Below are 26477 nucleotides of genomic sequence, written 5' to 3'. Positions count from 1 at the left end.
TCCTTATGTTGTTCGATTTGTTACAGATTATGGAAAAAGAGGATGCTTGTAAACCGAAAGTCCCTAAGGTGAATATACGAAAAATGCTCGGCCAACATATTTAAAGCGAGATAGAAATGATACCTCATGTGTGTTTATCACAATCTTCGATAGAAGATTTGAAGTTTATGAAAACTGATATTGGTGCTGAGTTTTCGTCTAAATGGTGGACTTGCAGGTTAGCAATAAACAAAGAATTTGAAGTGTTCTTTATAGATGGTAAGGCTATTTATGCCTGTTCTGAATCTCGTAAACAACGAATGACAGAGCGTATTGAGAGAGATGAAAAATTACCTGAGTTACGCTTCAATACAGTAGTTGGTCAAGTGGTTGAAGTAGTAAATCAGTTTTTGAAACAAAAATGAGTTTAAAAAGTGCAGGCTGTTTAACCTGCACTCGAAGAAAATATTACTGAGTTTTTAATTTGGTCATATCAATACTGTAAATCGCAAAGCCTGGAACGTTACTTGTGACATCCAGTTTATTCATCGTTCGTCGTTGATTGGCTGTAATGTATTGAGCTGCTTTGTCGCTATCTTGGGTTTCGAAGCGAACATCAAGCGTTGAAGCTGGAGTGATATTGTCAAAATCCCAGTTGTTATCTGCTTGGGTATTTATCGTTTTTGATGAGTTTCCTGTAGCGGGATCAAATCCAGACTGATCTTTGATGTAGTCAATGAGAACCTGACGATTTTCAATAGCGTAGTCAGCAACAACATTGTCTCTGCCTGTTCCAGCGAACTTACCACCGAAAGCACGGTAGTTATTGGTAACGACAATAAAGTTTTGTTTAGCGAAGGCATCGCCAGTAATGGGGTCTCCAGTGGTAGGCGTGTAAGTTAAATTTTTGATCCGTTGACTGCCACCTGCGACATTTTGAATTTTACAATCTCGGTCATAGTTGGATGGCTGAGTGACATCAATTTTGTAAGTAATCCCTTTAATCGTATCAAAGTTATAGGTTGGGTGACCTGCTCTATTGATTAGATTTTGAGGCGCAGTAGATGCGGGATCGATTCTATTAAACTGGTTAGCGCTGCACTCTAACCATTCTTTGACTTGTGCTCCGGTGACTTTTAGCGCCACCATGGTATTTGGGTAAAGATATAAATCGGCCGCATTTTTAAATGCTAAGTCACCAGAAGCGACTTGTACATATTGATCCGCGTCATTGCTGGTTTCAAACCGACCTCCTGCTTTAAATGGCGCCGCGGCTGCGAGAATGGGGAGGGTTCTGTCGGCTTCGTTTTTGATTGCATCTTTATTGTTGGTGGCGTACCACATTTCGGCATTCGCAACGATTTGAACTGTTGGATCATCTTGTGCCATTGATAAGAAGCTGAACATGTCCGATGATCCTTTACCAATAGGGGCATTCACGTATGTACGAGTGCCCGCATGTTCCTTGGAAACCGCGTCGCGAATTTGCTGATCTGAGTCGACTAATGCTTTTTTATCTTTTCCGTCATAAATTGGACGAGTAGCGCTTTTTGAATCAGTAACTTTCCATTTTCCATTTTGTTTTTCTAACGTGAGATCGATAACGCCTAAGTTATCTCCCCAGCGCCCTGGCATGACAGCGGCTACGCCATTGATCGTCCCTTTTGCTATATCGACTTGATCGACGTCTTTATATTTATCACTTGGGAAGAGCGCATGACTGTGGCCAAAGGTGATGGCATTGATTCCAGCGACTTTTGATAGTGCCCATACGGCATTTTCCATCATTTTATTATCGTCGTTTGGCGTACCCATTCCTGAATGCGGAATGGCAATGATGATATCAGCGCCTTTTTGCTTCATTTCAGGAACATATTTATTCGCTGAATCAATGATGCTGTTGGCAGTGACTTTACCGGTTAAGTTTTCAGAGTCCCATTGCATAATTTGCGGTGGTACGAATCCGATATAGCCAATTTTTAGGGTTTCCATATCCCCGTTTTTATTTTTCACCTGCTTGTCTTCAATGACATAAGGTGTAAAGCGATTATCACCCTTGCTTTTACCGTCTACGCCACAGTCGGTATCGCAAATTACGTTTGAATTGATGTAAGGAAACTTGGCTCCTTTTAAAGCGGCATCTAAAAAGCCAAGACCGTAATTGAATTCATGGTTTCCCAAATTAGCAACGTCGTAGTCGATGATATTCATTGCTTTATAAGCAGGGTGTGTCTCTGGCAGTGAGTTATCATTTTTTTTATAGACATCAGCCATGTAATCGCCCATTGGGCTACCTTGGAGTAAGTCACCATTATCGACAGTAACTGAGTTATCTACTTCTTTTCTTGCTGCTTTAATTAGGCTAGAAACACGTGCAAGACCAATGGTTGGGTCATTACCACTCTGATCACTTTTACCATCATCTTTGTAATAGTTGTAATCCATAATATTGGTATGAAGATCACTGGTTTCTAAAATCCGAAGTTTAACAACATCATTGTGATGTTTATGGCTTTTACCACCACACCCTGTTAGGCCTAGTGTTACAGCTACAACTAACAATAATCCTGTTGCTACCTTTTGTTTTATCATCGTCTTACCCTTTTGCTATTTATTGAAAAAAGGAATCGGGCAATTATTGTGCTTGGTTCAAGTTAAAAAAGAGGGAAAGATCACATAACAACAATGATTAATTAAGCTTGTCACATTTTAAGGTAGGAGATGTAACTGAATAGTAGTGAGAGTTACGTGGATGTTTAAGTATTCCCCTCACTCAGAAGTGAGGAGGGGGATATAAGTTCTAGGTTTACTTTTCTATAATTTTCTTCATATCGATGCTGTATACCGCAAAGCCTGGAAACTTGGCTTTAGCATCTATTTTTTTCATTGCACGACGTTTATTTTGCTCTACAAATTTAGCCGCTTTTTTACTGTCTTGAGTTTCAAAACGAATATCCAAAGCTGTGTCAGTTTCGATGTTTTTGAAATCCCAGTTATTGTCGGCAGAAGTGACAACTTCACCTGAAGACTCACCAGTGTCAGCTTTATAGCCTGACTTTTCTTTGATGTAATCAATCAATACTTGGCGGTTTTCAATCGCATAGTCCGCAACAATATGATCTTTACCTGTGCCTGCAAACTTAGCCCCGTAAGCTCTGTAGTTGTTGGTCACGACAATAAAGTCTTGTTTTGCTAGCTCTTCACCTTGGAGTTTTGTGTCACCTTTGGTGTAAGTTAAATTAACTATGCGCTGGCTACCACCGTCTACGTTTAGCTTTTTACAATCATTGTCGTAATTTGATGGCTTGGTTACGTCAATTTTGTAAGTCACTCCTTCGATACTGTCGAAGTTGTATGTGCGATGATTTTCACGTTCAACAAGGCTTTGTGGTTCAGTTGAATTAGGATCAATTTGTTTAAATTGATTCGCACTGCATTCAAGCCATTCTTTTAATTCTGCGCCAGTGACTTTTACCGCAACCATGGTATTTGGGTACAGGTATAAATCCGCTGCGTTTTTAAAGGCGAGTTTACCCGCAGGTACTTGAACATAGCTGTAGGAGTCATCGGCAGAAGAGTAACGACCGCCTGCTTTAAATGGCGCTGCTGCTGAAAGAATAGGAAGGTCTTTATGCTCTTTCAAAACATCTAAGTTCTTTTCGGCATACCACTTCTGTGCATCAGCAACGATTTGTACACTTGGATCATCTTGTGCCATTGACAAGAAACTGTACATATCAGCTGAGGCTTTGCCGATAGGAGCGTTGACGTACTGACGAGTGCCTTCGTGCTCTGAAGAAATGGTGTCACGCACTTCATAGTTGGTTTCAACTAGTGATTCTTTTTTATTGCCATCAAAAATTGGACGGGTAGTGCTTTGAGAGTCAACGACTTTCCAGTTATCGCCATCTTTCTCGAGCGTTAAGTCAACGATCCCTAGGTTGTTACCCCAGCGGCCTGGCATAACTGCTGCTGTACCATTGATTTGACCTTTTTCAATGTCGGCATTTTTGACTTTTTCAAACTTTGCACTTGGGAATACGGCGTGGCTGTGACCAAACATAATGGCATCAATACCTTCAACGGTTGATAATGCCCAAACCGCATTTTCCGCATCTTTGCTGGTGGTATCTTCTTCACCAATTCCTGAATGAGGAATGGCAACGATAACATCAGCGCCTTTAGCCTTCATTTCAGGTACATATTTTTTCGCTGATTTTAAAATGTCATTTGCCGTCACTTTACCTGTTAGGTTTTTGGCATCCCACAACATAATTTGTGGTGGCACAAAGCCAATGTAGCCGACTTTGATGGTGTGGATATCGCCATCGGTATCCATGACTTGTTTTTCTTTGATGATGTATGGTGTGAAGCGATTGTCACCTTTTTTAGCGTCTTCTTTTTCACACTCAGTATCACACACTACGTTAGAGTTGATGTAAGGGAAATCAGCCCCTTTTAACGAAGCATCTAGGAAGCTAAGGCCAAAGTTGAATTCGTGGTTACCGATGTTGCCTACATCGTAATCTAGTAGGTTCATTGCCTTATAAGCAGGGTGAGTATCAGGTAATGTATTGCCGTTTTTCTTAAACTCATCAGCCATGTAGTCACCCATTGGACTACCTTGAAGTAAATCTCCATTGTCGACTAATACAGAGTTTTTGACTTCTTTACGTGCGGCGAGTACCAAGTTAGAAACACGTGCAAAACCAATCGTTGGATCGTCACCGCTGTGTGAACTTTTACCATCATCTCTGTAATAGTTGTAATCCATGATGTTGGTGTGAAGATCTGTGGTTTCTAATACACGTAATTTAACCGTGTCTTTATGGTGATCATTACTACCGCAAGCGGTTAAACCCAATGAAGCGGAAATGGCTAACGCGAGTAGCGCTTTACCTGAATTCATAGGCAGTTTCTTTGCCTTCATGTTATACCCCTGTTTTTATCGTATTTATAATGCAAATTTCTTGGCGATTATTATCTATCACTTTTTTTGGCGTTGAGACTTATATCACGAGATATGGATGACGCTATGAATATTGTATTCAATTGAATAAATACTCAACAATCGGTTGTTTAAAAGTTATAAAGGTGAGTTGTTAATGTACACAAAATAAATCATTAGTGTTACAAGCCTATTTTTTTAAATTGCTGATTCAATTTTGTCTTGTTTTTAAACTAATATTCATTGGTTTTTTGCTTTATTCGATGGTTTGATGCCATATTCGTTATCAAATACACCGAATAGTGTTATGACTGTTAATTTCGATCAGTTTGTTCAAGAGTTTGATTTAAGTGGTTTGGAAGAACATAGTACTCGTCTTGCCGAAATAAAAAATGAAAGTGATGGTGTTGAAGTAAGCGTTATGGGAAAGGCAAGTTTTTTTGGTAGTCAATATCGTGTTACTTTGAAAAATAATCAAATTGAAACTGAGCTGTGGTCTACTTTTTTTGGTGATCGACAGCTGAAATACGCTAAATTAGAAACGACTACCACTCCTAACAATGAAACAGAAAAAGCAATCACTCTTAAAGTATTGTATAAATATGCGGCCCCTGAAGTTACCGCGCGAACGCTAGCGGTAACCTCATCAGAAGTTGCAGAACAGTTTTGTGTTGATTTTTTATTATTTTCGGGTCGTGATTTCTATGATAAATCAAAACAAAATGGTACTAGGTTCGCATTAATATTTCAGTCGTTAATGATGATTGAGAAAGATACGCCTGATGGTCTAGTTATTGGGAATACGGTTAATAGCCTATTTTCAGCCGTTGTAAATGCGTGTGGTCAGGATCATTATGGGAGGGTTTATCATCTTTTAAGCTCGGCCACAGGCCCTTTGGTAACCTATTTAAGCCATTCTTTTCCATTGAAATTATTTAAATCACTATGTAACTATGCGGGACCATCTGAAGTTAATATTAGCCTTTATCAGCATCTATTCTCTGATAGCCCCGAGGCATTTTTAGCGCTATTTACAGATATAAAGCTCAAAGGAAATAGTGCAAACGATGGCATTGTTCCTTTGTTAACCGTTCAAAATATACATTGCCATCGTCCTGACTATTTCGCTACTTTATGGGGAAGGTTAGAACAGCAACAAGTGATTACACATTTATCAAAGTTATCTGCAAAGGTGATAGCACACTTATTAAATAGACAAGGGACTAAACTAAAACTAATAATTTTTTGGATGTTTAAACAGGACATCCAGTTATCATTATTGCAAGCTGGTTTTTTTGCTATAAAAGAAATCAATGACTTCATGAAAGACTTGGCGATGAGTCATCAAGAATGCTTGTTCTCGCATGTTAATTCAATACCGACTCAGGATTTAAGACTGTATTGTAGAGAGCTCAGTTTTACTAATTGTTATGAATTATTAAAGCAAGTGTCACTTGAAAATATGCAATCTATTTTTAAGGAATCTAATCCAGTCACAATATGCTTGTTTGATAACATACTTAATTTTAATGAGTCTTCATTCTTTAGAAATCTTCCTGTCAAAACTCTTGCGAAACAAGTTTCAGGCTTAATCGAGTCATTAATGTGGAGAGGTAAACCTAATTTACAATGCTTGGTTACTTATGTTGCTGGCTTGACTCAGCAAGAAATAAATGAATTTATGCAAGGCCTTTCCGCTGAAGCGTTAATTCAAATTTCACAGCAGAGTGAGGAATATGGATTAACGCTGAAAATTTCTGAAACGTCATGAGTCAGAGAACGTTGGTAATCTCTTAAGGCGGTTTAGGCAAATACAAGTGGCTCCTAATAAGAAGCCACGCTTTAAATACTGCTATTTACTGATCTTAACATCAACCCAAACTAAGCGGTGATCGGATGATACTGCTTTGCCTTGATTGCCTTGATTGCCTTGATTGCCTTGTTTATCTTCAACCAAGTAACGCAGCTTAGAACCTTTCTCAGGCCAGAATACTCCCGTGTCACTTACGGTTAGATTGGCTGACGGCAGAGCATAATCTAGGCGCAATGGAAAGGTGTGAGTCCAGTAGGCTGGGTTACCTTTGGTCTCTTTTTTGGTTTTGTAAGACAAGCCACCTTTTGATGACGGAACGTCCACAAATTGAGCCGCTTTTTGGTGAACTCTAGGATGCGTTAATAATTGCAATATGGATCGCTGATAAGAATCACCATCGATAGGATCGGCATTCAGATCGCCCATGATCACAAAGGCATCATCAGATTTTAAACCGCCTTTATTGCCTTGGTCATCAACAAGATATTGATTGTTATCAGTACTGATGTAATCACTGAATAAGCGGATTTCATCATGGTTACGACGTCCGTTGCGATCTTCAGGGCCATCAAATACGGGGGGAGTAGGGTGCATCGCCAGTACATGAATGGTTTTATCACCAATAGTCACGGGTAAATCGATGTGATTTTTAGATGACAAGCGCATGTGCTTTAGCGTGTTGGCAGAATAGTAACTAGAACCGTCTTTTTTCACTGGTAGTGCCGCGTTAGGCATATCTTTCCAGCGGAAGGTTTGGAAGCTACGCAGTTGGTCGTTTTTTAATGGGTATTTGGAAAGTACGATAAAACCATATTGACCGTGATACATGCCAAAGCCATAAGTGTCAGCGGGAATAGTAACCTTACCGTCACCATTAAGGTCAACTTCAGCTAAGCCTGTATTGGTTGGTGCAATGTAAAAGTAAGGATACTCAATGGGCTCTGAACCATTGTGAGATTTTGCTAAGTAGTTGCTTAAGAAATCTTGAACGGCTTTATCGTCTTTGCCTATGCCATCATGATCAAACTCATTAAGGAGTAGAACGTCAGGACGCACTCGTTGAATGACTTCGGCCACGTTTTTGATTTGTTGGTGTGTACCTTGTGCCATTTCATTTGCGAGCTGAGTCGCAGATGTTCGATCAAAAGAGGCATTAAAAGTGGCAAAGCGGACAGTGATTTTGTTCACGTTAGTCTCAGTTTCTTTTTGGTTACAAGCTGTGGTGACAGCTATTGCTAAGCAAACGGCTGCAAGGGTTTTAAGTTTCATAGTTATGATTATTGTTTTGGCGTATAGGGTATTTTCTGGCATAACTATAACAGCTTGATGACGTGAACGAGAACAGCTCTTTAAAGAGGTTTTGATGCTGGTGGCAGAGCCGGCCACTCCTCTTCATCGACCAAATTAACGCTTTCGATAAACTGCCGAGTCTGCTCTGTAAATTTTTTCCAATCAGCAATAGAGTGAATAATGTCTTTATCAGCTTGAGCTGCCACTTCAACCGTTACTTTATGTAAAGAGATAGTCCTTAATCCATCTTGTCCTTGTTTGTGTATTTTGTGCAAATTTAATACCTGCCCCCTTTGTTGGTAAATATTAAGGAGATCGACAGTAAATTTTTCCAATGTGGTGTATTTATCTTCTAATGGCTTTATTTTCTCAACTAATAATGTGATTGAAGTTAAAAACTCCTTGGGAAGTGAAGTTAAGTCAAACGTGTTGATAACCCTTAATACTTTTATTCCTTCTGTTAAATAAGTGTCTGCTGAAGCTTTTAATTCAGGCAGCTCAGTTATTGCTTGTTGAAAACTGTCGTCTAAGTGCTTTGGAGCTAGCTTCCCATTTAATATATGTTCTTGATATCGCATCACCTTTCTTCGGTGCAATAACAGGCTGTCAGTGGTGTTTCCCCCTAAAAGTAGATAGAGTTCTAAAAGATTTAACTGAGCTTGCTGCTTTCTAAATTTATCTTCAGCTGAGTCTATCGTTTGGATGCACTTAGCTAAGCTGGATTTTAAATCTTTATGGTTGTATTCAAACGCCATGATGAGTTCACTTTCTTCAACGTCTTTGGTTTCCTTTTCAGAAAGTGAGTCGGGAGTTTTGTAATGAGTTCTTTGTTTATTGTAAGCAGCACTAGGTTTAGAACGGTTATGAATTTTTGTTTTTTTACGATGATGTGAGGGGGTTGGTTTTTGTGGTTTTTGCTCTGCTAGGCATCGTTCTAGCTCAGCTTTTGCTTGCTCAGCTTTTTGATACTCTGCGTGTAAATAAGCGTCATATTGTTGCTGTGCATTGATTTCGGCAAGAAAACTCCTCTGTTCTTGCATCAAGCTGTCAGCCTCAATCTCTTGACAAAGAAATAATAAGTCGTACAAGCTTCGTCTGAGTTTGTATTTTCTTAGCTCTGCTGATGCTTTTGTTGTTTCCTCTAATGATAAGGTGCTTGTGTCTACTTCACGAAATTGGGTTAGGAAACTATTGAAATCAAATTCGTAGACACCATATAACTTTAAAAATCCCTGTTCATTACTGCATTTTATTGCCATGACAAACTGATGCACCGTATGGTCAAATCTTTGTCCCTTCAGATGTGTTTGCCAGAAGCATTCCAAGCTCTTGCTGAATGTTGATATGGGGTTCGTTAGCATTGATAAGTCTATGGCAACATCAGCACATTGATCTAATTTTTGGAAGATATAAGTCATTGAAATTAAATCATGGCAAAGTAAAGAAAACCGTAAACGCCATATCCAATAATTGAGTGCTTCTGATTTTGTTGTTTCATCCCAAGTACTCCATACACAATCTATTTTGGTGAACTCGTCACCAAATATATCGATGATTTGATTTCTGAGAGTAATATAGAGCTGGGCTTGTTGAGTTGGGAGTAATGTATTGCCTAAGTCATCATACCGATTTATCACCTCAATGGCTGCACATAAGGTGGCAACGGAATGGCGTTTTATGTCGGGTAGTTGTTCAGGCTTACATACGCAATGCCGGCGTTGGCTTGGAGTGAAAGCATTGTAAAGTCCAATCACTCGGCCTTGAGCCTGTAATTTATGGATGTTTAACAATATTGTTGCATCAAGGAGTTCAGATACTATCAACTCAAAAGGTTTTTCTTGTCGATACAAACTGCTTGCGAAACTTTCAAAATTGTCAGAGCTTTGTGCAACTAAGTCGGTATATCCAATGAGGATGGTTAAGGATACATTAAGGTGAGCATTAAGGACCTCTGGGGTGCACTGCCCTTGAGTAAAGATGGCATATTGTGCATTGGGATGGTCATTTAAATATTTTTGGTACCTTTCAAGTAGGTTTTTTAGCCGTATCTTTAGATCGTCTGATAGACTGCGGGCTGCTGATTTTCTTGCTAAAATCCTCCATTCATTACTGCTTGTTACTAGCACTTCTAGTCCCTTTATTTCACAGCTAAGAGTGGAGTTGTCCCCAGTTTGGTGGCTAGGCTTTAATCGTCCACTTTGCTGCTGATGCTTAATAGTGCTGTCGGCGAGGCGACGCTTTAATTCAACGGTTTCGGCTTCAAGTTTTGCAGACACTGCTTCTTTATCAGAGACTTCCTGTGTAAGATTTTGCAGCTTATTCACTTTGATAAAGTAAGCATCTTTAGAAGATACAGGGGTACTGACATCGCTTGATTGCTTTTTTAAGGGGTCTACCGATTGTATTTCAGTAACAGGTAATTGCCCTTTTGGTGCTGCTTCAAGTCGCTTAGGCTTTGTATCTGAGGTTGAAATGGTAGGGTCTTGTTCATCGATGGTAGTGAGCATTTGGTTTTTCTTTCTTTCTCTAGCTCGTTTTTTTCTCTCTCGCTCTTTTGTTTTTTGATGCTCTGTTTTTGGTTTTCTTCCTGAGGTTACGAGGGGACCGCTTGCGTCATGATTTGTTGATAACTCTGGGAAGTCAGTAATTTGACCAGGGTAATGCCTTAAAAGAGTAACTGCTATTGCTTCATAAGCGGGGATTTTGGCATCGTCTTTGTTTTCATGAGATAAAAAATCAGTAATTTTTTCGGATTTTGCAGGTGTTAAGGTTACGTCTTTAAAAGGGGCGCAATCTTGTGGAGCATCAACTTTGCTTCTCTCTGAAATATTAGGGTTTGTTTGAGCCTTGAGTAGGAGAGCGTCGAGACTGGCCATTGACATTGATCTCCCGTATTAAGTTTGCTGTTGATCGTCTGGAGTTACTTTAAGGCTCCGGTAAATATCATCAACTGGCATTTCATAAAACTCTGGCTTTCGTTGGTGATAAACACTGAACTGGCGAATAAGTTCTCCATTGCTATCAGTACTCCCTAAATATTTTATACGGCAATTTCCGATAGGATGAGTGTGCTTTAATTCACTTGGAGTAGGGCGTGAAAATATGTATTTTTTAGGCACGTAAAACTGTTGTCCTTCAGTTAAGCGTGAGACTTGCTCTGGTGAAATTTTGATATAACAGCTCATTTTTGCTTTGACTTCTTGACCGCTTACTTTTCTAAGTAAATCAATTGATAACTCAGTATCAGCAATGCGAGAGTTGCCCATTCCATCACTTGTCTTATACGCTTCACGAATGCCTTGTGGATCTATTGTTTCAAAAGCTTGTACTCCCCTATATGAAATGTAATCCTTACCATCAATGAGTTGCTGAGTATCATTTTCGTCTATAACTCCTATCAAGTGATAGTCTACAATTTTTGAGTTAAGGATTTCTTCTGATGACAACGCTACGGCTAATGGATTAAAGTCTTGAGGTTCAACATGTGAGGTGAATGAATCCACAGTATATTGATAAGCTCTAGATGCAGCTTGTATTGCTAAAGCTTTAGAATGTTGATATCCAGAATGCACACTAGATTGAATAGCAATACCAACCAACTTTACGGCAACAAATCTTAACACTCTACTTTTCTTAAAAACCGTATCTTTAAGCAACTCATCGAGTTTTTGCTCACCGTATTCTTGTAGTGCGCGTGCTAGCAGCGCAACGGGAATTTGCTCAAAAATACTCAAGTTAGGCCCTACAATCACCAAAGAAATTACATAATTTGTTGCTACTGGTAATAGTATTTTTGACGCCTTTATCATCGACTGAGTACAGCCTTGGCCTCGAAAAAAACTTTCAGCTATGCGTAATGTTGTATTTTGCTGTCCCTCTTTTGTGCTTTTTTTTCCGGCGCTTGAGCTTTGAAGTGTCTGATAGGCTGCAATCTGTCTATACTTTTTACTTTTTTTAGATTCATGGTGAGTTGTGATTTGTGGGGGATTGCCATCGCTAGGGAAAGCGCAGTCAAGAATGCAGCCACCGAGATAAGTAATTCCTACAGCGGTAGCCGCAATGGGTCCGCCAAAAAAATTGGCAACCAAGCTGTGTACAGCGCACTTAGCCGTAGTTTTAATCAAATAGGGCGATATGGGTAAACTACAGCCAAAAGTGTATTTATTACTTTCAGTAACCCCTAGAGATTGTGCCATTTGGAATGGCTGCATGAATTGACTGCTTGTTATCAGATTAGACAAGGTGATAAATATTCGTTAACGGTTGCATTACATAACTATATTATTCAGATGCTTAACCATTGCTGAATGGGCATTTTATGGAACATTTCGATTATTTAAAAATGTACGATATTTAATCACGAACGGTTTGTATCTATGTTACAAAAGTCATTGAAGATATTGGTAAATCGTTAGTAGCTATGGCTTCCGCAATAGATGAATCTAAAGAACTGGTTAAAGAGTGCTGGCCAGAATTTGAACATAAACTCTCTCGTAAACAAGAGGAAGATGAAAGGTGCGTCAAGCCTGTTGAATCTTCACAATTAATCCATAGCTTTCACTCCAGCGCTTCTCATGATGAATCGAAATTAACGAAACCAAAAGATATTAAGCAAACAGCAGCTTGCCATAAATCTACGACACCATTTCCTGAGCCGCTCCCAGTCTCGGCAAGCGATAAAAAGTTTAGGGTGAAACTTAACCCTGACCATGTTTCGAATAAGCTTTGTCGAGCAGATTTAATGGAAAAGTTAAGGCAAGCAAGTGGTAAAAACTCATTTATTCGAGGTTATTCTGATGGGGCAGGGCCAGAAGTATTGAACGGAATTGCTGTAGGGCTGAGAACAGCGTTTGAAGAGTTCAACCGAATAAGAATGGTCAAAAAGGAGAATGAAGATCAATTACAGAAGTTTTATCAGCACTTTTCTGAGCTTATAGAGGGCTATCGCCGCTTTAATAAGATAAATAAAGGGGAGTATGTCTATGTGTTACATGATGGACAATATGACCCTGGAATTAGACTGCAACACATTAGAAGCCTTATTTCCATCTTAAGCATTAGGGGGTGGAAGTCGGAGAAGCAATTCCCTAGAGTGAATGACGTAGTATCAGCGTTTAGGGTCGAGCCCCTCACAAATAAGAGAGTAAGAGAATTATTTGAAACCTATATTGACTTTTGGTTCGAGCAATTTGATCATTCATTGTGTCTTGATAAAATTTATAAGCAGTTCCCTCCTAACTATTTATCCGATCAGGGCATTTTTGCTTACCACATCCCGTCAATTCGCATCCACGCTCTAAACTTAATATTGGCTCTAGGGGTAATGTCAGATGCTTTATGGATGACTCAAGAATCATTAAGTGAAGCTGAAACCTCAGAAGTAAGATTATTTCTTGGTGGCTATTGCAGAACGACACTTGATTTTATGGATTTCAGCTGGAGCGAAAACACAGAGCCAAAAGCAAAAGTGTATTGGTTTGAACGGCTCAAGATTTGTTTAAGAGCCAATGATTTCGATTCGGTAGCCTTGGTTTTTAGCCAATTAGATCAATTGGGGGGCGAATGTTTGAAATTGGAAGAATATTCCCATGAACTTACACAACTTGGCGATTTTCTACTCTCTGCATTTTGTGATCCTGATACGAGTTTTCCTGACTTCTATAACACTATTTGCATTGCTCGAATGCTGAATCAGAGCTTTCATAAGGGCACCCTTGAGCATTCATATTCAGCACTTTTTACTCCAGAACTGCAGCGGTATATGACGGCGCAAAAGGAAGCAATGGATGAGGAAGGAGCACAAGAAACTGATCCTAGTTCTATTAAACTTCAGCATTTAAAGGCTGTTGTTGAAGGCGTAAACATGTTCAATGAATCAGTGATTAAAATTATCGATACGGTTTTAAAATTTGAATCGGAAATAATAGCTCGAGTTGAGGCTGAAAGGGCGAAAGAGATCGAAAGCCAACAGCTCCTTGAAAAAGGGCAAGATGAACTTCCTCAATGGATGAAAAAAGACAAAACAAAGATAAGAGCGAACCCTCCTCAAAAACAATCAAAGCACAAGAAAAGCAATAAGAAAAAAGCAAACGCTAAACGCCCCATGGTAACTAAGGAAGAAAAAAACGATAGTATGGATGGATTATTGCTTGCTGCAACTGAAGCAACTCCTGAAGTCGAAGACATCGTAGATCAATTGGGCAGTAAGGTTAGGGAAACTTATAAAACTAGCCTTAACGACCTAAAGGAATATATTAGTGATCGTCGTAACCCTCCAACTCATAAATTGAAAGCCCACCTGTATGTGATTGATTGCTGTTTATGCCATAGCTTTGATTTGATTAAGGCCATTGTCCGGTGTAAGAAAAAGTACGTAGGTTCTGCATGGCAGACAAGTTTAGAGGTACAGCAACTCAATAGTATTAAACAAAAAAGAAACGAGCGACAACAGCAATTAGTAAGCTTGAAAGAAGAATTTGAAGACATGGTAAAAGATGCCAATGCTTCGCTAGTTGAATTACTTAAGAGTGATATCAGACGATTAGAGGGCGATTTTCAAATCGCAGTAGAGCTTACCTTAGAGTCTTTGCAAGATAGAGAATCGAAATTATCAGCGTTGTTAACCTATCAAACCAAAGAACATAAAGTATCGATAGCCAAAACTGATGAGGTAAGGCAGAGAATTCAAGAGTCTTATTGGTCTGTAACAGTGAAAGAATCTGAGGCTAAAAGCGCAGCATCGACTGCGCGACCTTGCCCTCCAATTAGGCAAAGAGTTCAAAGAGGTGAGGGAGATACATACAGTCGAAGATTTCAAGAACACTATCTTGTCGGTGCCGATAATAGTGCAAACATAGAGAGAGCCCTCGAAAAAGCGCAAAGATTGCCGCCTCGGCAAGTGCCACGAGCCACATTAGGTGATTTTTTTCAAACTCAATCGCAGCACCAGCATAAACCCCAAACTCAACCTCAACAGCAATTACTGTCTGCTCAACCGCTTGAGAAAGCTCAATATGTAAAAGTTGAAGTTTTAGATTTGGTTTTTCAATGGCGTGAAATTACTGAAAAATTGAAAAAGTTTAATACGCATCTGAAATTGAAAAGTTAGAATCCCTCCTAACTTTTCACTCAATTCGAATCTACTTTCTAATAAAGTAAACCGCGATACCCGTAAATAATATACTAGGAGCGATGGCTCCAATAACTGGAGGTATTGAATACACAATACTCAATGGACCAAAGATTTGGTTACTGATGTAAAAGCTAAAGCCAGCAATGACACCAAGTAATACGCGAGCGCCCATTGTTACAGTTCGTAGCGGCCCAAAAATAAATGACAAAGCAACTAATAGCATCACAGCCACCGTAACGGGTTGCACGATTTTTCGCCATAATGCCAATTCATAGCGGCTAGGATCTTGGCGGTTATTTTTCAAATACTCTAAATATCCGACTAACCCTTGAATGGATAAAGATTCAGGCTTCACCGAAACCACGCCTAATTTATCGGGAGTTAGCGATGAGTGCCAGTCGTATTCAATTAACTCTTTTTTCGTTACTTTTTGCGGCCCAATATGAGAGATGGTGACTTGATGCATACGCCATGCTCCATCAATAAAATCGGCTCGTTTGGCAAAGGTTAAATCTGTGAGCTTATGCTGCCCATTAAAACGGTAAAGAGTAATATTGCGCAAACGGTTGATGTCATCCACTTGGCCAATATTTACGAACAAATCGCCATCTTTTGCCCATACGCCTTGTTGAGATTTTATTAGGCTACCACCAGAAATTTTGGTGGCTTTCAATTCGTTGGCTTTTTGCTCAGCGATTGGAGCCCCCCATTCACCTAATGCCATAACCAGAAGCATTAAAGGAATCGCTGTCTTCATTGTGGATAAACTGATTTGCAAACGGGACATGCCTGAAGCTTGCATTACTACTAACTCAGAGTTAGAAGCCAGCATACCAAGACCAATTAAGCCACCCAGTAGTACCGCCATGGGAAAGAACATTTCAATATCACGTGGTACAAGAAACAACACATAGATACCGGCATCGACAAGGTTATAACTGCCTCTTCCGACGTGACGTAATTGATCTATCCACTTAATGATCCCTGAAAGACCAGTGAGTACCAATAAACAAAGTGCAGAAGAGCTAACTAAAACCCGTGCAATATAGAGGTCGATTATTTTCATTGTTTAGCCCCTTTCGCACCGAATATGCCTTTAATTTTAGCTCCTATAGGTCGCTCTTTACTGAGCAATAACATGCCCATTATGAAAGCTGAAGCATGGATCCACCATAAGCCAAGATAGCTTGGGAGGACTTCATCTGCGATAGCCTTTCGGCCTGCGATCATCATTCCAAAGTAACCAAGGAACAGTAAGATAGCAGGGAACATCTTGGCGAATTTCCCTTGACGAACATTCACACGGGACATAGGTACGGCGATAAAGGTCATCATCAAAATGGCTATCGGAATCGCTAATCTCCAATGAAATTCAGCCGCTGCTTCTGGACCTGGAATGGATAACAGCTGGCTAGTGGGCATGGCGGAGAGTTTGCGGCGTCTAGCTTCCACTTCTTGATCTTTAATTTGCATTTGGTATCCACCAAATTCAATGACTTGATAGTCCAAACGTTGAGGAGATATTTGATAACGAGTACCTGACTCTAACTGCAATTGCTGCTGACCATCAGCGAGTTCAACAACTTTTCCTTTATTGGCAACCACTAAGTTAGTGGTGCCACTGGTATCATCGGCTTTAGGAATTTGGGCTACAAATACATTAGATAAGTGATTTTTGTTGTTGATATCCTCAACAAATAATACCGCTTGTCCGTTGGCACTGGTTTGAAAGCGGCCTTTTATTAGGGAAGAAAGCCCTGCTTCAGATTGTGCTTTTTCTAACACAACATTTTGCTGTTCTTCGGCCCAAGGAGCGATATAAAGAGATAATGTGGCAGTGACGATAATATTAATTAAAGTGACGACTAACGTTACTCGAGTGACGTACCATTCACTAATGCCAACACTATGAAATATCACCATTTCGTTTTCGGCGTACATACGGCCGTGTGCCAACATGATCCCTAAAAATAAACTCAAAGGTAAAATGAGCATGGCAAGCTCAGGGAGGTTGAGTGCCAATAGGGTCATAATTAATGAAGCAGGAAAATCGCCGTCAGAGGCGTCTGCCAAAATACGAACGAAATGCTGGCTAACAAAAATAGTAAGAAGTACGGTTAAAACGGCCAGTTGAGCCTTTGAAACTTCTCGGATTAAATATTTAAATACAATCACTAGTGAGTCCGGAATTTAAGCTTGTCTTTTTACTGTTATCGGAATAAGAATCATGTAAACTGTCGACTTCCAATGTGTTCTGACCTGTGCGCATTATTAGAATTCCCTATAATTCTGTCTTTAAATATGAAGCATGGGTACATAGAAATTAATTCATTAATATCGCGCTGTAATACTAGCCGAAAAGGCTACTACAGTTCGACATTATCTTATAAATATAAATATTTGTCTTTAAGAATCTAGGAGTGCTCATGGAGTTTAGCGTAAAGAGCGGTAGCCCAGAAAAGCAACGTTCAGCTTGCATCGTGGTTGGAGTATACGAACCACGTCGATTATCGGGTATCGCTGAGCAACTTGATAAAATCAGTGATGGTTACATCAGTAACCTTCTTCGCAAAGGTGATCTCGAAGGTAAACCTGGCCAAATGCTACTTTTGCACCATGTACCTAACGTACTGAGCGAAAGAGTATTATTGGTAGGTTGCGGCAAAGAACGCGAACTTGATGAGCGCCAATATAAGCAAATTATTGCTAAAACCATCAATACCTTAAATGAAACGGGTTCGATGGAAGCGGTATGCTTTTTATCTGAACTTCACGTGAAGAGCCGTGATATTTATTGGAAAGTTCGCCAAGCGGTTGAAACCACCAATGATACGCTATACAGCTTTGATGCATTGAAGTCGAACAAAGGTGAAACTCGTCGCCCACTTCGTAAGCTAGTCTTTAACGTACCTACTCGTAAAGAGTTAACCATCGGCGAGCGCGCAATTGAGCATGGAAACGCAGTATCTTCAGGTTCTCATTTATGTCGTGACGTAGCTAATATGCCACCAAACATTTGTAACCCTGCTTATTTAGCATCTCAAGCACGCCAAATGGCAGAAAGCTATGATTCACTTAACGTCACTACGGTAGGTGAAGAGCAAATGGCTGAACTGGGTATGAACTCATACTTAGCGGTAGGTCGTGGTAGCGCCAATGAATCCATTATGACCATTATGGAGTACAAAGGTGCAGCTAAATCTGACGAAAAGCCGATTGTACTTGTTGGTAAGGGTCTAACCTTTGACTCAGGTGGTATTTCACTGAAGCCAGGCGAAGGCATGGATGAAATGAAGTACGATATGGGTGGTGCAGCAGGCGTTATCGGTACCATGCGCGCGCTTTGCGAAATGAACCTTCCTATCAATGTGATTGGTGTTCTGGCTGGCTGTGAAAACATGCCTGCGGGTAACGCATACCGCCCGGGTGACATTCTAACGACCATGTCTGGTCAAACGGTTGAAGTGCTAAATACTGATGCTGAAGGTCGTTTGGTATTGTGTGATGCATTAACTTACGTTGAGCGTTTTGATCCTGAGCTTGTGATCGATACAGCAACCCTAACGGGAGCATGTGTGATTGCACTCGGTAAGCATGCTTCTGGTTTATTCTCATCACATAACCCACTTGCACATGAGATTTTAAATGCGGGCGAGCAATCGGGTGACCGCGCATGGCGCATGCCATTGTGGGATGAGTACCAAGATATGCTAGACAGTCCATTTGCTGACTTCACTAACTTAGGTGGTCGTCCTGCGGGTTCTATCACTGCAGCGTGTTTCTTATCTCGCTTTACTAAAAAGTATAACTGGGCGCATTTAGATGTAGCAGGCAGCGCTTGGAACAGTGGTAAGAATAAAGGCTCGACAGGTCGTCCTGTTCCAATCTTAGCTCAATTCCTATTGAATCGTTCAGGTGTAGAGCAAAACGGCGAGTAAACCGTTTGGGTTTTGCCTGAATCAAATACCCGATATTAATATCGGGTATTTTTTTGTCTAGGATATGATGAATTGGCATATATCATCTTTGTCTGAGAAGTTTTAGCTCCAAAGTATTAAAATTGATTTAGCACCCGCTAAACCCTACCATTAACCTATCAGTCGTCATCTGTGGTTTGTTGTAGATGTGGTATCAAAAACAATTAAGCTGTATGTTTTTATGTGGGATCAGTGCATCTTTACTTTGCTTTGGTGTGCAAGCTTCACCTAAGCATCCATCAAGTTTTACTCAAGCAAAAAAACAAGCGAGAACCATTTATCAATCTCTGCCCGCTCATCGAAGTTTTTACTGTGGTTGTGATATAAAAATTAAAGGCAAAAAATGGTCGCCTACTTTGTCTTCCTGTGGCTATAAAGTTAGAAAGCAACAGCGCAGAGCGAATCGCATTGAATGGGAGCATGTTGTGCCTGCTTGGGAGATGGGGCATCAATTGCAATGCTGGCAAAAGGGTGGCCGCAAAAATTGTAAACGAAACAGTGTTGAATTTAAGGTAATGGAATCGGATTTACATAACCTTGTGCCTGCCATTGGCGAAGTGAATGGTGATCGTAGTAATTACCGATTCAGTCAGTGGAATGGCCGCCCAAACCAATATGGACAATGCCAAATGCTGGTGGATTTTAAGGGCAGAAAAGTCCAACCGCCATCCGAAACTCGTGGACAAATCGCTCGCACCTACTTATATATGCAAAAACAGTATGGTTTTCGTCTTGCTAAACAGCAGCTAAGGTTGTTTCAAGCATGGAATAACAGTTATCCTGTGACTCGATTTGAGTGCAAACGCGATTCACTCATTGCTAACAAGCAAGGCAATCATAATCCTTTCGTGGCGAAACATTGTTATAACAATTAAGAATTAAATTGAAATGAGAATTCCAAGAATTTATCAGTCTGGTGATTTGCTCGTTGGGCAGCAAACTCAATTAGATGAAGATGGTGCAGTCCATATTGGTCGTGTATTACGCATGGGTGAAGGCGAATCAATTGCATTATTTAATGGTGATGGTCACGATTACTTGTGTCATATCATTGCCGCGAACAAAAAAAATGTTTCGGTTGAAGTCCAATCAAAAACTGAAAATCCTTCAGAATCACCATTAAACATTCACCTAGGGCAAGTGATCTCTCGTGGCGATCGCATGGACTTTACTTTGCAAAAATCGGTGGAGCTTGGCGTGAATACAATTACGCCACTGTTTTCAGAACGTTGCGGAGTAAAACTCAGCGGTGAACGATTAGAAAAGAAAATTCAGCAGTGGCAGAAGATAGTCATTAGTGCTTGTGAGCAATCAGGCAGAAGTCATGTGCCACAAGTGCGTGAAGCGATGTCGCTTGAAGCTTGGTGCGCAGAACCATCAAATGCGCTTAAGTTAAACTTGCACCCAAGAGCAAACCACGGCATTAATGGTTTGAAATTAATTGATAAAAAAGTGCGTCTATTAATTGGACCTGAAGGCGGTTTGTCTGCCACAGAAATTGCAATGACAGAGCAATATCAATTCACCGATATTTTGCTTGGTCCACGTGTACTAAGAACAGAAACAGCGGCATTAACGGCAATCAGTGCGCTTCAGCTTAAATTTGGCGATTTGTAACATCAAACTGTCACATAGCTTCAATATTCTCATCTCAGCGGTTTTACCGCTGACGTAATAAGGTAAACAATTAAATGATCAAGCTCGGCATCGTGATGGATCCCATCCAAGACATCAATATCAAAAAAGATTCTAGCTTTGCAATGTTGCTGGCCGCACAAGCTCGTGGCTATCAGCTGTTTTATATGGAAATGCAACATTTAGCCTTAGAAAATGGCAAAGCGATCGCTCGCATGTTCCCGCTATCCGTCGAGCAAAATGATGATAAGTGGTATGAGTTAGGGGAAGCAGTAGAAGCTCCTCTTGCCGATCTTGATGTGATCTTAATGCGTAAAGAGCCACCGTTTGATACAGAGTTTATCTACGCCACTTATATGCTTGAACGTGCAGAGATGGAAGGAGTACTTGTTGTAAATAAGCCTCAAAGCCTACGTGATGCCAATGAAAAGCTGTTTACGGCATGGTTCAGTGAGTTTACACCAAAGACCATCGTAACCCGAGATGCGGCTCGAATTAAAGCGTTCCACGACGCTGAAGGTGACTTGATCATGAAGCCACTGGATGGCATGGGGGGCGCTTCTATTTTTAGAGTGAAAGCCGGTGATCCGAACCTTGGTGTGATCACTGAAACCTTGACCAATCACGGTCAAACTTATGCGATGGCTCAGGCATATATCCCTGAAATAACAGAAGGTGATAAACGTATTCTGATTGTAGATGGTGAGCCTGTGCCGTATTCGTTAGCGCGTATTCCGGCTAAAGGTGAGACTCGTGGCAACCTAGCGGCTGGTGGACGAGGTGTCGCTCAACCACTATCTGAATCAGACTGGAAGATTGCAAACACCTTAGGACCTGAGCTTAAAAAACGTGGATTGCTGTTTGTTGGTATTGACGTGATTGGTGACAAATTAACAGAAATCAATGTCACTTGCCCAACCTGTATTGTTCAAATTGAAGCGGCATATGATGTGGACATTACAGGTATGATGTACGAGGCCATTGAGCAAAAATTAAAAATGAATTAGAGATATCTTAATGAAAATAAAATCTACCCTACTTGCGCTAAGTTTATGTTTGTCGTTTTCGGCACAAGCCGATAACTCACCTAAAAACATCATCTTTATGATTGGCGATGGTATGGGACCAACGTATACCACGGCTTATCGTTTTTATAAGGACGATCCTGCTACTAAAGATATTGAAACAACCGTATTTGATAGGATTTTGGTCGGCATGTCGCGGACTTCTCCAGCCAAGGTTGATGGTTACATCACAGACTCAGCGGCTGCTGCTACCGCAATGGCGACGGGAGTAAAAACTTATAATGGTGCAATTGGGGTAGATGAACATAAGCATCCTGTAGAAACTCTCTTTGAAAAAGCAAAAGCCAAAGGCAAAGCTACGGGGGTTGCTGTTACTTCACAAGTAAACCATGCCACGCCAGCGAGCTTTTTAGCCCACAATGAATACCGTCGTAACTATGTTGAAATTGCTAAAGCATATTTAGATTCAGATGCCGATGTTATTTTAGGTGGTGGGCAAAAGTATTTCTCAAAAGACTTGGTCAACCAATTTAAGAGCAAAGGCTACCGCTATTTGGATAACATCAATAAGTTGGATAGTGTTAAATCGGGCAAAGTGTTGGGTTTGTTTGCTGATGTTCAATTACCTTGGGTGGTCAATGAGCCTAAAGCTCATAAACTAAGTCAAATGACACAAAAAGCTTTAGAGTTGCTATCTCAAGATAAAAAAGGCTTTGTACTGCTGGTGGAAGGCTCTTTGATCGATTGGGCTGGACATAACAATGATATTGTAACCGCTATGGGCGAAATGGATGAATTTGCTCGTTCAATCAAAGTGGCTGAACAATTTGTAAAGCAAAACCCAGATACCTTATTGGTTGTGACCGCCGATCATTCGACAGGCGGCCTTACTGTCGGTGCTAACGGCAAAAAAGCGTGGCACCCTGAAGTACTTCGAAATGTAAAAGCGTCACCGGATCATATTGTCAGTGAGCTAAAAGAAGTGAAAAAGTGGCAGCCTGAATTAACCTCATTGCTTGGATTTGAACCCAATAAGCACGAATGGAAAGCATTGAACAAAGCTCGTGGTCAAGGTGAAAGTGAGTTTACTGATGAGATCAAACGTGTCATTGATATTCGCAGTAATACTGGCTGGACTACTGGAAGTCATACAGCGACTGATGTTCAAGTGTTTGCTTTCGGTAAAGGTTATGAACAGTTTATTGGCTCACAGGACAACACTGATTTAGCTAAGAAGCTGGCAAGTTTTCTTTAGACATAAATCAAAAAGAGGAAGCACAAGCTTCCTCTTTTTGATCGAAACCTTGAGAAGCTAGAATGAGTACAACAAGGTTAATGTTGTCTCAGTATCAGTACTCTTCTTATCATCTATTGGCTTATTAGAGTAGCGAACCGTTACTCCAAACTTCATTGCTAAGGCGCCAATGACTTTAGTGCTTAATGCTGATTCAGCGACAACATCTAAACGATCGCCCCAGTCAGCGGTGACTTTCTGTGAAAAAGTAGCGCTTTCACTGATTTTCTTTTGAAATTCAGCATTGATATGAGCAACTAGATTTTTATCGTTTTTATTTGCTGAGCTATCAGCTAATGGCTTGGTGTACACATAACCAGGACCAAATTCAGCTTTTAGAAGATCGCCACCTTCATCGATGAATTTGTGGCCGTAACCAGCCGCAGTAGAGATTCTGTAGTCAAAACCTCTAAATCTATCGTCTTCATAGGTACCATTGGCAAACATATAGTTACCTTCATCAAAACGATAGTTGCCTTGTGCGCCTACTTGATAACGTGATGCAGTGGTTTCACTTTCACCGTTAGATTCGTCTTTCTTATATAGTCCTTCGAGAATATATTCATTCTCCCAGTTACCAAGCTCATGCTTTAGATCGACTTTACCTTTTATTGAGGTGGTTTTTGTATTTCCCGTTGTAAAAGTGCCACCGAATTCTGTCGTACCACCAAAAGTAGCTGGACCAGGCACCCAATTACTGTTAGCCAAGGCTGTGCAAGGTAGAAGAATAAATAAAGAACCGATGATGTGTTTCATAACGTGAGTAACCCATAGTGTGATCAAAGTCTGCATAGGTTAATTTTTTGGGCATAATTGTCAATGCCACTTTCCGATAAAATTAGATTTTTTTGGTTGAATATACGCCAGCTTCGAGAGCTGGCGTATACCAATCTTGATTAAAAAGCGCTCAGTGCAGAGCTATGCCAGTGGTGCAAGAATAACCTTTATTTTTGTTGTTTTAACAGTAAGGCTTTTACTTCTTCAAGTTGCGTTTGTAAGTCAGTTAAGCTTGGCTGTGATTGTGCTTCTTTCTTAGCTTTCAAAGCAGTTATTTTTTGGCGTTCATCTTCCAGTACATTGACCACAATACCGATGATCATATTTAAAAAAGCAAATGCTGTTAGGAAGATGAAACTTAAATAGTAAATCCAACTTAACGGGTAATGTGCCATAGTCTCGTACATTACATCCGTCCAATCTTCAAAAGTCATTACCCTAAACAAGGTCAGCATGCTGATGGATATATTGTCCCAGAGTTCAGGGTTGATGCTGGCGAAAAACGTAGTTCCAATGGCGGCATAAATGTAGAAGATGATGAACATCAATAAGCCGATATAGCCCAGTTGTGGCAAGGCTTTTAGTAATGAGTTCAGCAGCATGCGCAATTCTGGAATGATAGACACCATTCTCAGCACTCTAAATACACGGATCAAACGCCCGATCATTGCCATTTCACTGTTTTCAATTGGCACTAAACTCAAAATCACAATGGTGGTATCAAAGACATTCCACGCCGATTTGAAAAATTTTAATTTTCGATTTTCACCAATAAACCTCACGCTGATTTCACAAAGGAAGAAGAGGGTGATGGCAAAGTCTAATAGGCGAATAGCCCCTTCAACCTGAGTCGGTAGTTCATAGGTTTTCACACCTATCATCATGGCTGAAAGGATAATGACACTGATCACAAAAAGCTCGAAGGCTTTATTGGTGCGTAATTTATAAAAACGGGCTTGGAGTCTGAGGGTATTCATATTTTGACGGCTGCGTAGCGATATTGGTTTAATCTAATGGCATAGTTTAACGAGAGTAAGTGAATTAAAAAATACAAGATTGTAATTTTATGTAACACCATTCGTGCCAACTAACTATATCTTTGCAGCTTATTGGCATTGCGTCTTCTACTTTAACGCTTTCTTGATAAAAACACAGCTAATTGCATTCGAATCTAGTTTGCTAATAAGTCGTTAGACATGAGATTTTAGTGAGCGAATAGCTTTGGCCATAATTGTGCGACTTATACCATCAAAGCAAGCCTCATCAGCGTAAGCCTTCGATCGTTCAATGTTAATCGACCAGCCTGATTTGGATAATGAAGTTGATTGATTTACAGCCGCCATGATGTCTAAGCTCCAATTAATTTACCTTCCGGTCTCAATGAATAAAGACTTGATATTAGTGTCGGTAAAATCAGGTAGTATTGATCCAATACTCAAAAGCTTAGCTGTTCTTAGTACTTGCTATGCTTAAATCTCGTTAACAAAAAAGCCTGCATGATGCAGGCTTTTGGTAAGAGTTAATACTGTTTACAAGTTGATCTTAGGATCAAGATCACCCGCTTGGTATGACTTGTACATTGCCTGTAATGATTTAGGCTTGATTTTTGATGCCATTCCCGCACAACCGAAGGCTTCGTAACGGTCAGTACAGATTTGAGCCATGGCTTCCATAGACGCTTTTAGGAATTTACGAGGGTCAAACTCGCTTGGGTTTTCAGCAAGGAACTTACGCACTGCGCCAGTAGAGGCCAAACGTAAGTCAGTGTCAATGTTAACTTTACGCACACCGTGCTTGATGCCTTCTACGATTTCTTCAACTGGTACACCATATGTTTCTGGCATTTCTCCGCCGTATTCATTGATCACTTTCAGCCACTCTTGTGGTACAGAAGATGAACCGTGCATGACCAAGTGAGTGTTTGGAATACGGGCGTGGATTTCTTTGATACGATCAATACGTAGCACATCACCAGTAGGCTTCTTAGTAAACTTGTATGCACCATGACTGGTACCAATCGCAATTGCTAATGCATCTACGTGGGTGTCAGCAACAAAGCGAGCTGCTTCATCAGGCGTCGTCAGCATTTGATCCATGCTTAAAATGCCTTCAGCACCAATGCCGTCTTCTTCACCCGCTTGACCAGTTTCTAAGCTACCTAGACAACCGATTTCACCTTCTACCGACACACCACATGCGTGAGCAAAAGCTACGGTTTTACGAGTTACGTCTACGTTGTATTCATAGCTTGCAGGGGTTTTACCGTCAGCCATTAGTGAGCCGTCCATCATTACTGATGACATACCTAATTGGATGGAGCGCTGACAAACGTCAGGGTGAGTACCGTGGTCTTGGTGAATACACACTGGGATATCTGGGTATTGCTCAAGAGCGGCATTCATCAGATATTTTAAGAATTGAGGGCGGGCATACTTACGAGCCCCCGCAGAAGCTTGCACAATCACAGGGCTGTCAGTGGCTTCCGCTGCCTGCATAATAGCGCGCATTTGTTCTAGGTTGTTTACGTTGAACGCTGGAACACCGTAGTTGTGTTCTGCTGCGTGATCTAGCATCTGTCTTAATGAGATAAGTGCCATGAGATTGCTC

The 26477-nt window shown here is 40.6% G+C and carries 18 protein-coding genes; 8 read left to right on the top strand and 10 right to left on the bottom strand.

Features of this window, described 5'->3' with window-relative positions:
* Positions 1 to 167 precede the first annotated feature (167 nt).
* Entirely contained in the window at positions 168 to 404 is a 237-nt protein-coding gene (locus AC1EU0_RS02085; protein WP_480300227.1) for a hypothetical protein, read from the top strand.
* Between the two features lie 43 nt (positions 405 to 447).
* Here the strand turns inward: AC1EU0_RS02085 and AC1EU0_RS02080 are convergent, their stop codons facing one another.
* On the bottom strand, positions 448 to 2571 hold the full coding sequence (locus AC1EU0_RS02080) for a bifunctional 2',3'-cyclic-nucleotide 2'-phosphodiesterase/3'-nucleotidase (RefSeq protein WP_480300226.1): 2124 nt from the start codon (positions 2569 to 2571) through the stop codon (positions 448 to 450).
* A 214-nt stretch (positions 2572 to 2785) separates the two neighbouring features.
* On the bottom strand, positions 2786 to 4909 hold the full coding sequence (locus AC1EU0_RS02075) for a bifunctional 2',3'-cyclic-nucleotide 2'-phosphodiesterase/3'-nucleotidase (protein WP_480300225.1): 2124 nt from the start codon (positions 4907 to 4909) through the stop codon (positions 2786 to 2788).
* A gap of 325 nt (positions 4910 to 5234) precedes the next feature.
* Here AC1EU0_RS02075 and AC1EU0_RS02070 point away from each other — a divergent pair, with 325 nt between their 5' ends.
* Entirely contained in the window at positions 5235 to 6698 is a 1464-nt protein-coding gene (locus AC1EU0_RS02070) for a hypothetical protein (RefSeq protein ID WP_480300223.1), read from the top strand.
* A gap of 81 nt (positions 6699 to 6779) precedes the next feature.
* Here AC1EU0_RS02070 and AC1EU0_RS02065 read toward each other — a convergent pair whose 3' ends face one another.
* From AC1EU0_RS02065 to AC1EU0_RS02055, 3 genes are read right to left on the bottom strand one after another with little or no spacing between them, the layout of a single operon-like run.
* Entirely contained in the window at positions 6780 to 8051 is a 1272-nt protein-coding gene (locus AC1EU0_RS02065) for an endonuclease/exonuclease/phosphatase family protein (RefSeq protein ID WP_480300222.1), read from the bottom strand.
* Positions 8052 to 8089: 38 nt separating this feature from the next.
* A complete protein-coding gene (locus AC1EU0_RS02060; RefSeq protein ID WP_480300221.1) occupies positions 8090 to 10906 on the bottom strand; it encodes a hypothetical protein in 2817 nt (938 codons plus the stop codon).
* 18 nt (positions 10907 to 10924) lie between these two features.
* Positions 10925 to 12241 carry a hypothetical protein gene (locus tag AC1EU0_RS02055; RefSeq protein ID WP_480300220.1) on the bottom strand — a complete coding sequence of 439 codons (1317 nt, stop codon included), beginning with the start codon at positions 12239 to 12241 and terminating at the stop codon, positions 10925 to 10927.
* Between the two features lie 209 nt (positions 12242 to 12450).
* Between AC1EU0_RS02055 and AC1EU0_RS02050 the strand changes: the two genes are divergently transcribed.
* The gene (locus AC1EU0_RS02050) at positions 12451 to 15138 is read left to right on the top strand and encodes a hypothetical protein (protein WP_480300219.1); all 2688 of its coding nucleotides are present in this window, start codon (positions 12451 to 12453) and stop codon (positions 15136 to 15138) included.
* A 31-nt stretch (positions 15139 to 15169) separates the two neighbouring features.
* On the opposite strand, the gene lptG is transcribed toward AC1EU0_RS02050, so the two are convergent.
* Both lptG and lptF read right to left on the bottom strand, forming a co-directional pair.
* Positions 15170 to 16228, bottom strand: a complete 1059-nt coding sequence (gene lptG, locus AC1EU0_RS02045) for an LPS export ABC transporter permease LptG (protein ID WP_480300218.1) — start codon at positions 16226 to 16228, stop codon at positions 15170 to 15172.
* Positions 16225 to 17337, bottom strand: a complete 1113-nt coding sequence (gene lptF, locus AC1EU0_RS02040; RefSeq protein WP_480300217.1) for an LPS export ABC transporter permease LptF — start codon at positions 17335 to 17337, stop codon at positions 16225 to 16227. Before lptF ends, lptG begins: the two co-directional genes overlap by 4 nt.
* A 251-nt stretch (positions 17338 to 17588) precedes the next feature.
* On the opposite strand from lptF, the gene pepA reads away from it, so the two are divergent.
* The 5 genes from pepA (at position 17589) to AC1EU0_RS02015 (ending at position 23054) form a co-directional block, all read left to right on the top strand.
* Complete coding sequence (gene pepA / locus AC1EU0_RS02035; RefSeq protein WP_480300216.1) at positions 17589 to 19100, top strand: leucyl aminopeptidase; 1512 nt, start codon at positions 17589 to 17591, stop codon at positions 19098 to 19100.
* A gap of 185 nt (positions 19101 to 19285) precedes the next feature.
* Positions 19286 to 20014, top strand: a complete 729-nt coding sequence (locus AC1EU0_RS02030) for an endonuclease (RefSeq protein ID WP_480300214.1) — start codon at positions 19286 to 19288, stop codon at positions 20012 to 20014.
* Positions 20015 to 20027: 13 nt separating this feature from the next.
* Positions 20028 to 20756, top strand: a complete 729-nt coding sequence (rsmE, locus tag AC1EU0_RS02025; RefSeq protein WP_480300213.1) for a 16S rRNA (uracil(1498)-N(3))-methyltransferase — start codon at positions 20028 to 20030, stop codon at positions 20754 to 20756.
* A gap of 74 nt (positions 20757 to 20830) precedes the next feature.
* Positions 20831 to 21781 carry a glutathione synthase gene (gene gshB / locus AC1EU0_RS02020; protein WP_480300212.1) on the top strand — a complete coding sequence of 317 codons (951 nt, stop codon included), beginning with the start codon at positions 20831 to 20833 and terminating at the stop codon, positions 21779 to 21781.
* Positions 21782 to 21791: 10 nt separating this feature from the next.
* Complete coding sequence (locus AC1EU0_RS02015; protein ID WP_480300211.1) at positions 21792 to 23054, top strand: alkaline phosphatase; 1263 nt, start codon at positions 21792 to 21794, stop codon at positions 23052 to 23054.
* Positions 23055 to 23111: 57 nt separating this feature from the next.
* Here AC1EU0_RS02015 and AC1EU0_RS02010 read toward each other — a convergent pair whose 3' ends face one another.
* The 3 genes from AC1EU0_RS02010 to fba form a co-directional block, all read right to left on the bottom strand.
* On the bottom strand, positions 23112 to 23849 hold the full coding sequence (locus AC1EU0_RS02010; RefSeq protein WP_480300210.1) for a DUF481 domain-containing protein: 738 nt from the start codon (positions 23847 to 23849) through the stop codon (positions 23112 to 23114).
* A gap of 188 nt (positions 23850 to 24037) precedes the next feature.
* Positions 24038 to 24847 (bottom strand): ion transporter, encoded by an 810-nt coding sequence (locus AC1EU0_RS02005; protein WP_480300209.1) that lies wholly within the window; start codon positions 24845 to 24847, stop codon positions 24038 to 24040.
* A 552-nt stretch (positions 24848 to 25399) separates the two neighbouring features.
* Entirely contained in the window at positions 25400 to 26467 is a 1068-nt protein-coding gene (fba, locus tag AC1EU0_RS02000; RefSeq protein ID WP_480300208.1) for a class II fructose-bisphosphate aldolase, read from the bottom strand.
* Positions 26468 to 26477: the final 10 nt, after the last annotated feature.

Source organism: Parashewanella sp. 2210YD4-3 (assembly GCF_056591735.1).
This window is presented reverse-complemented; position numbering and strand designations above follow the sequence as displayed.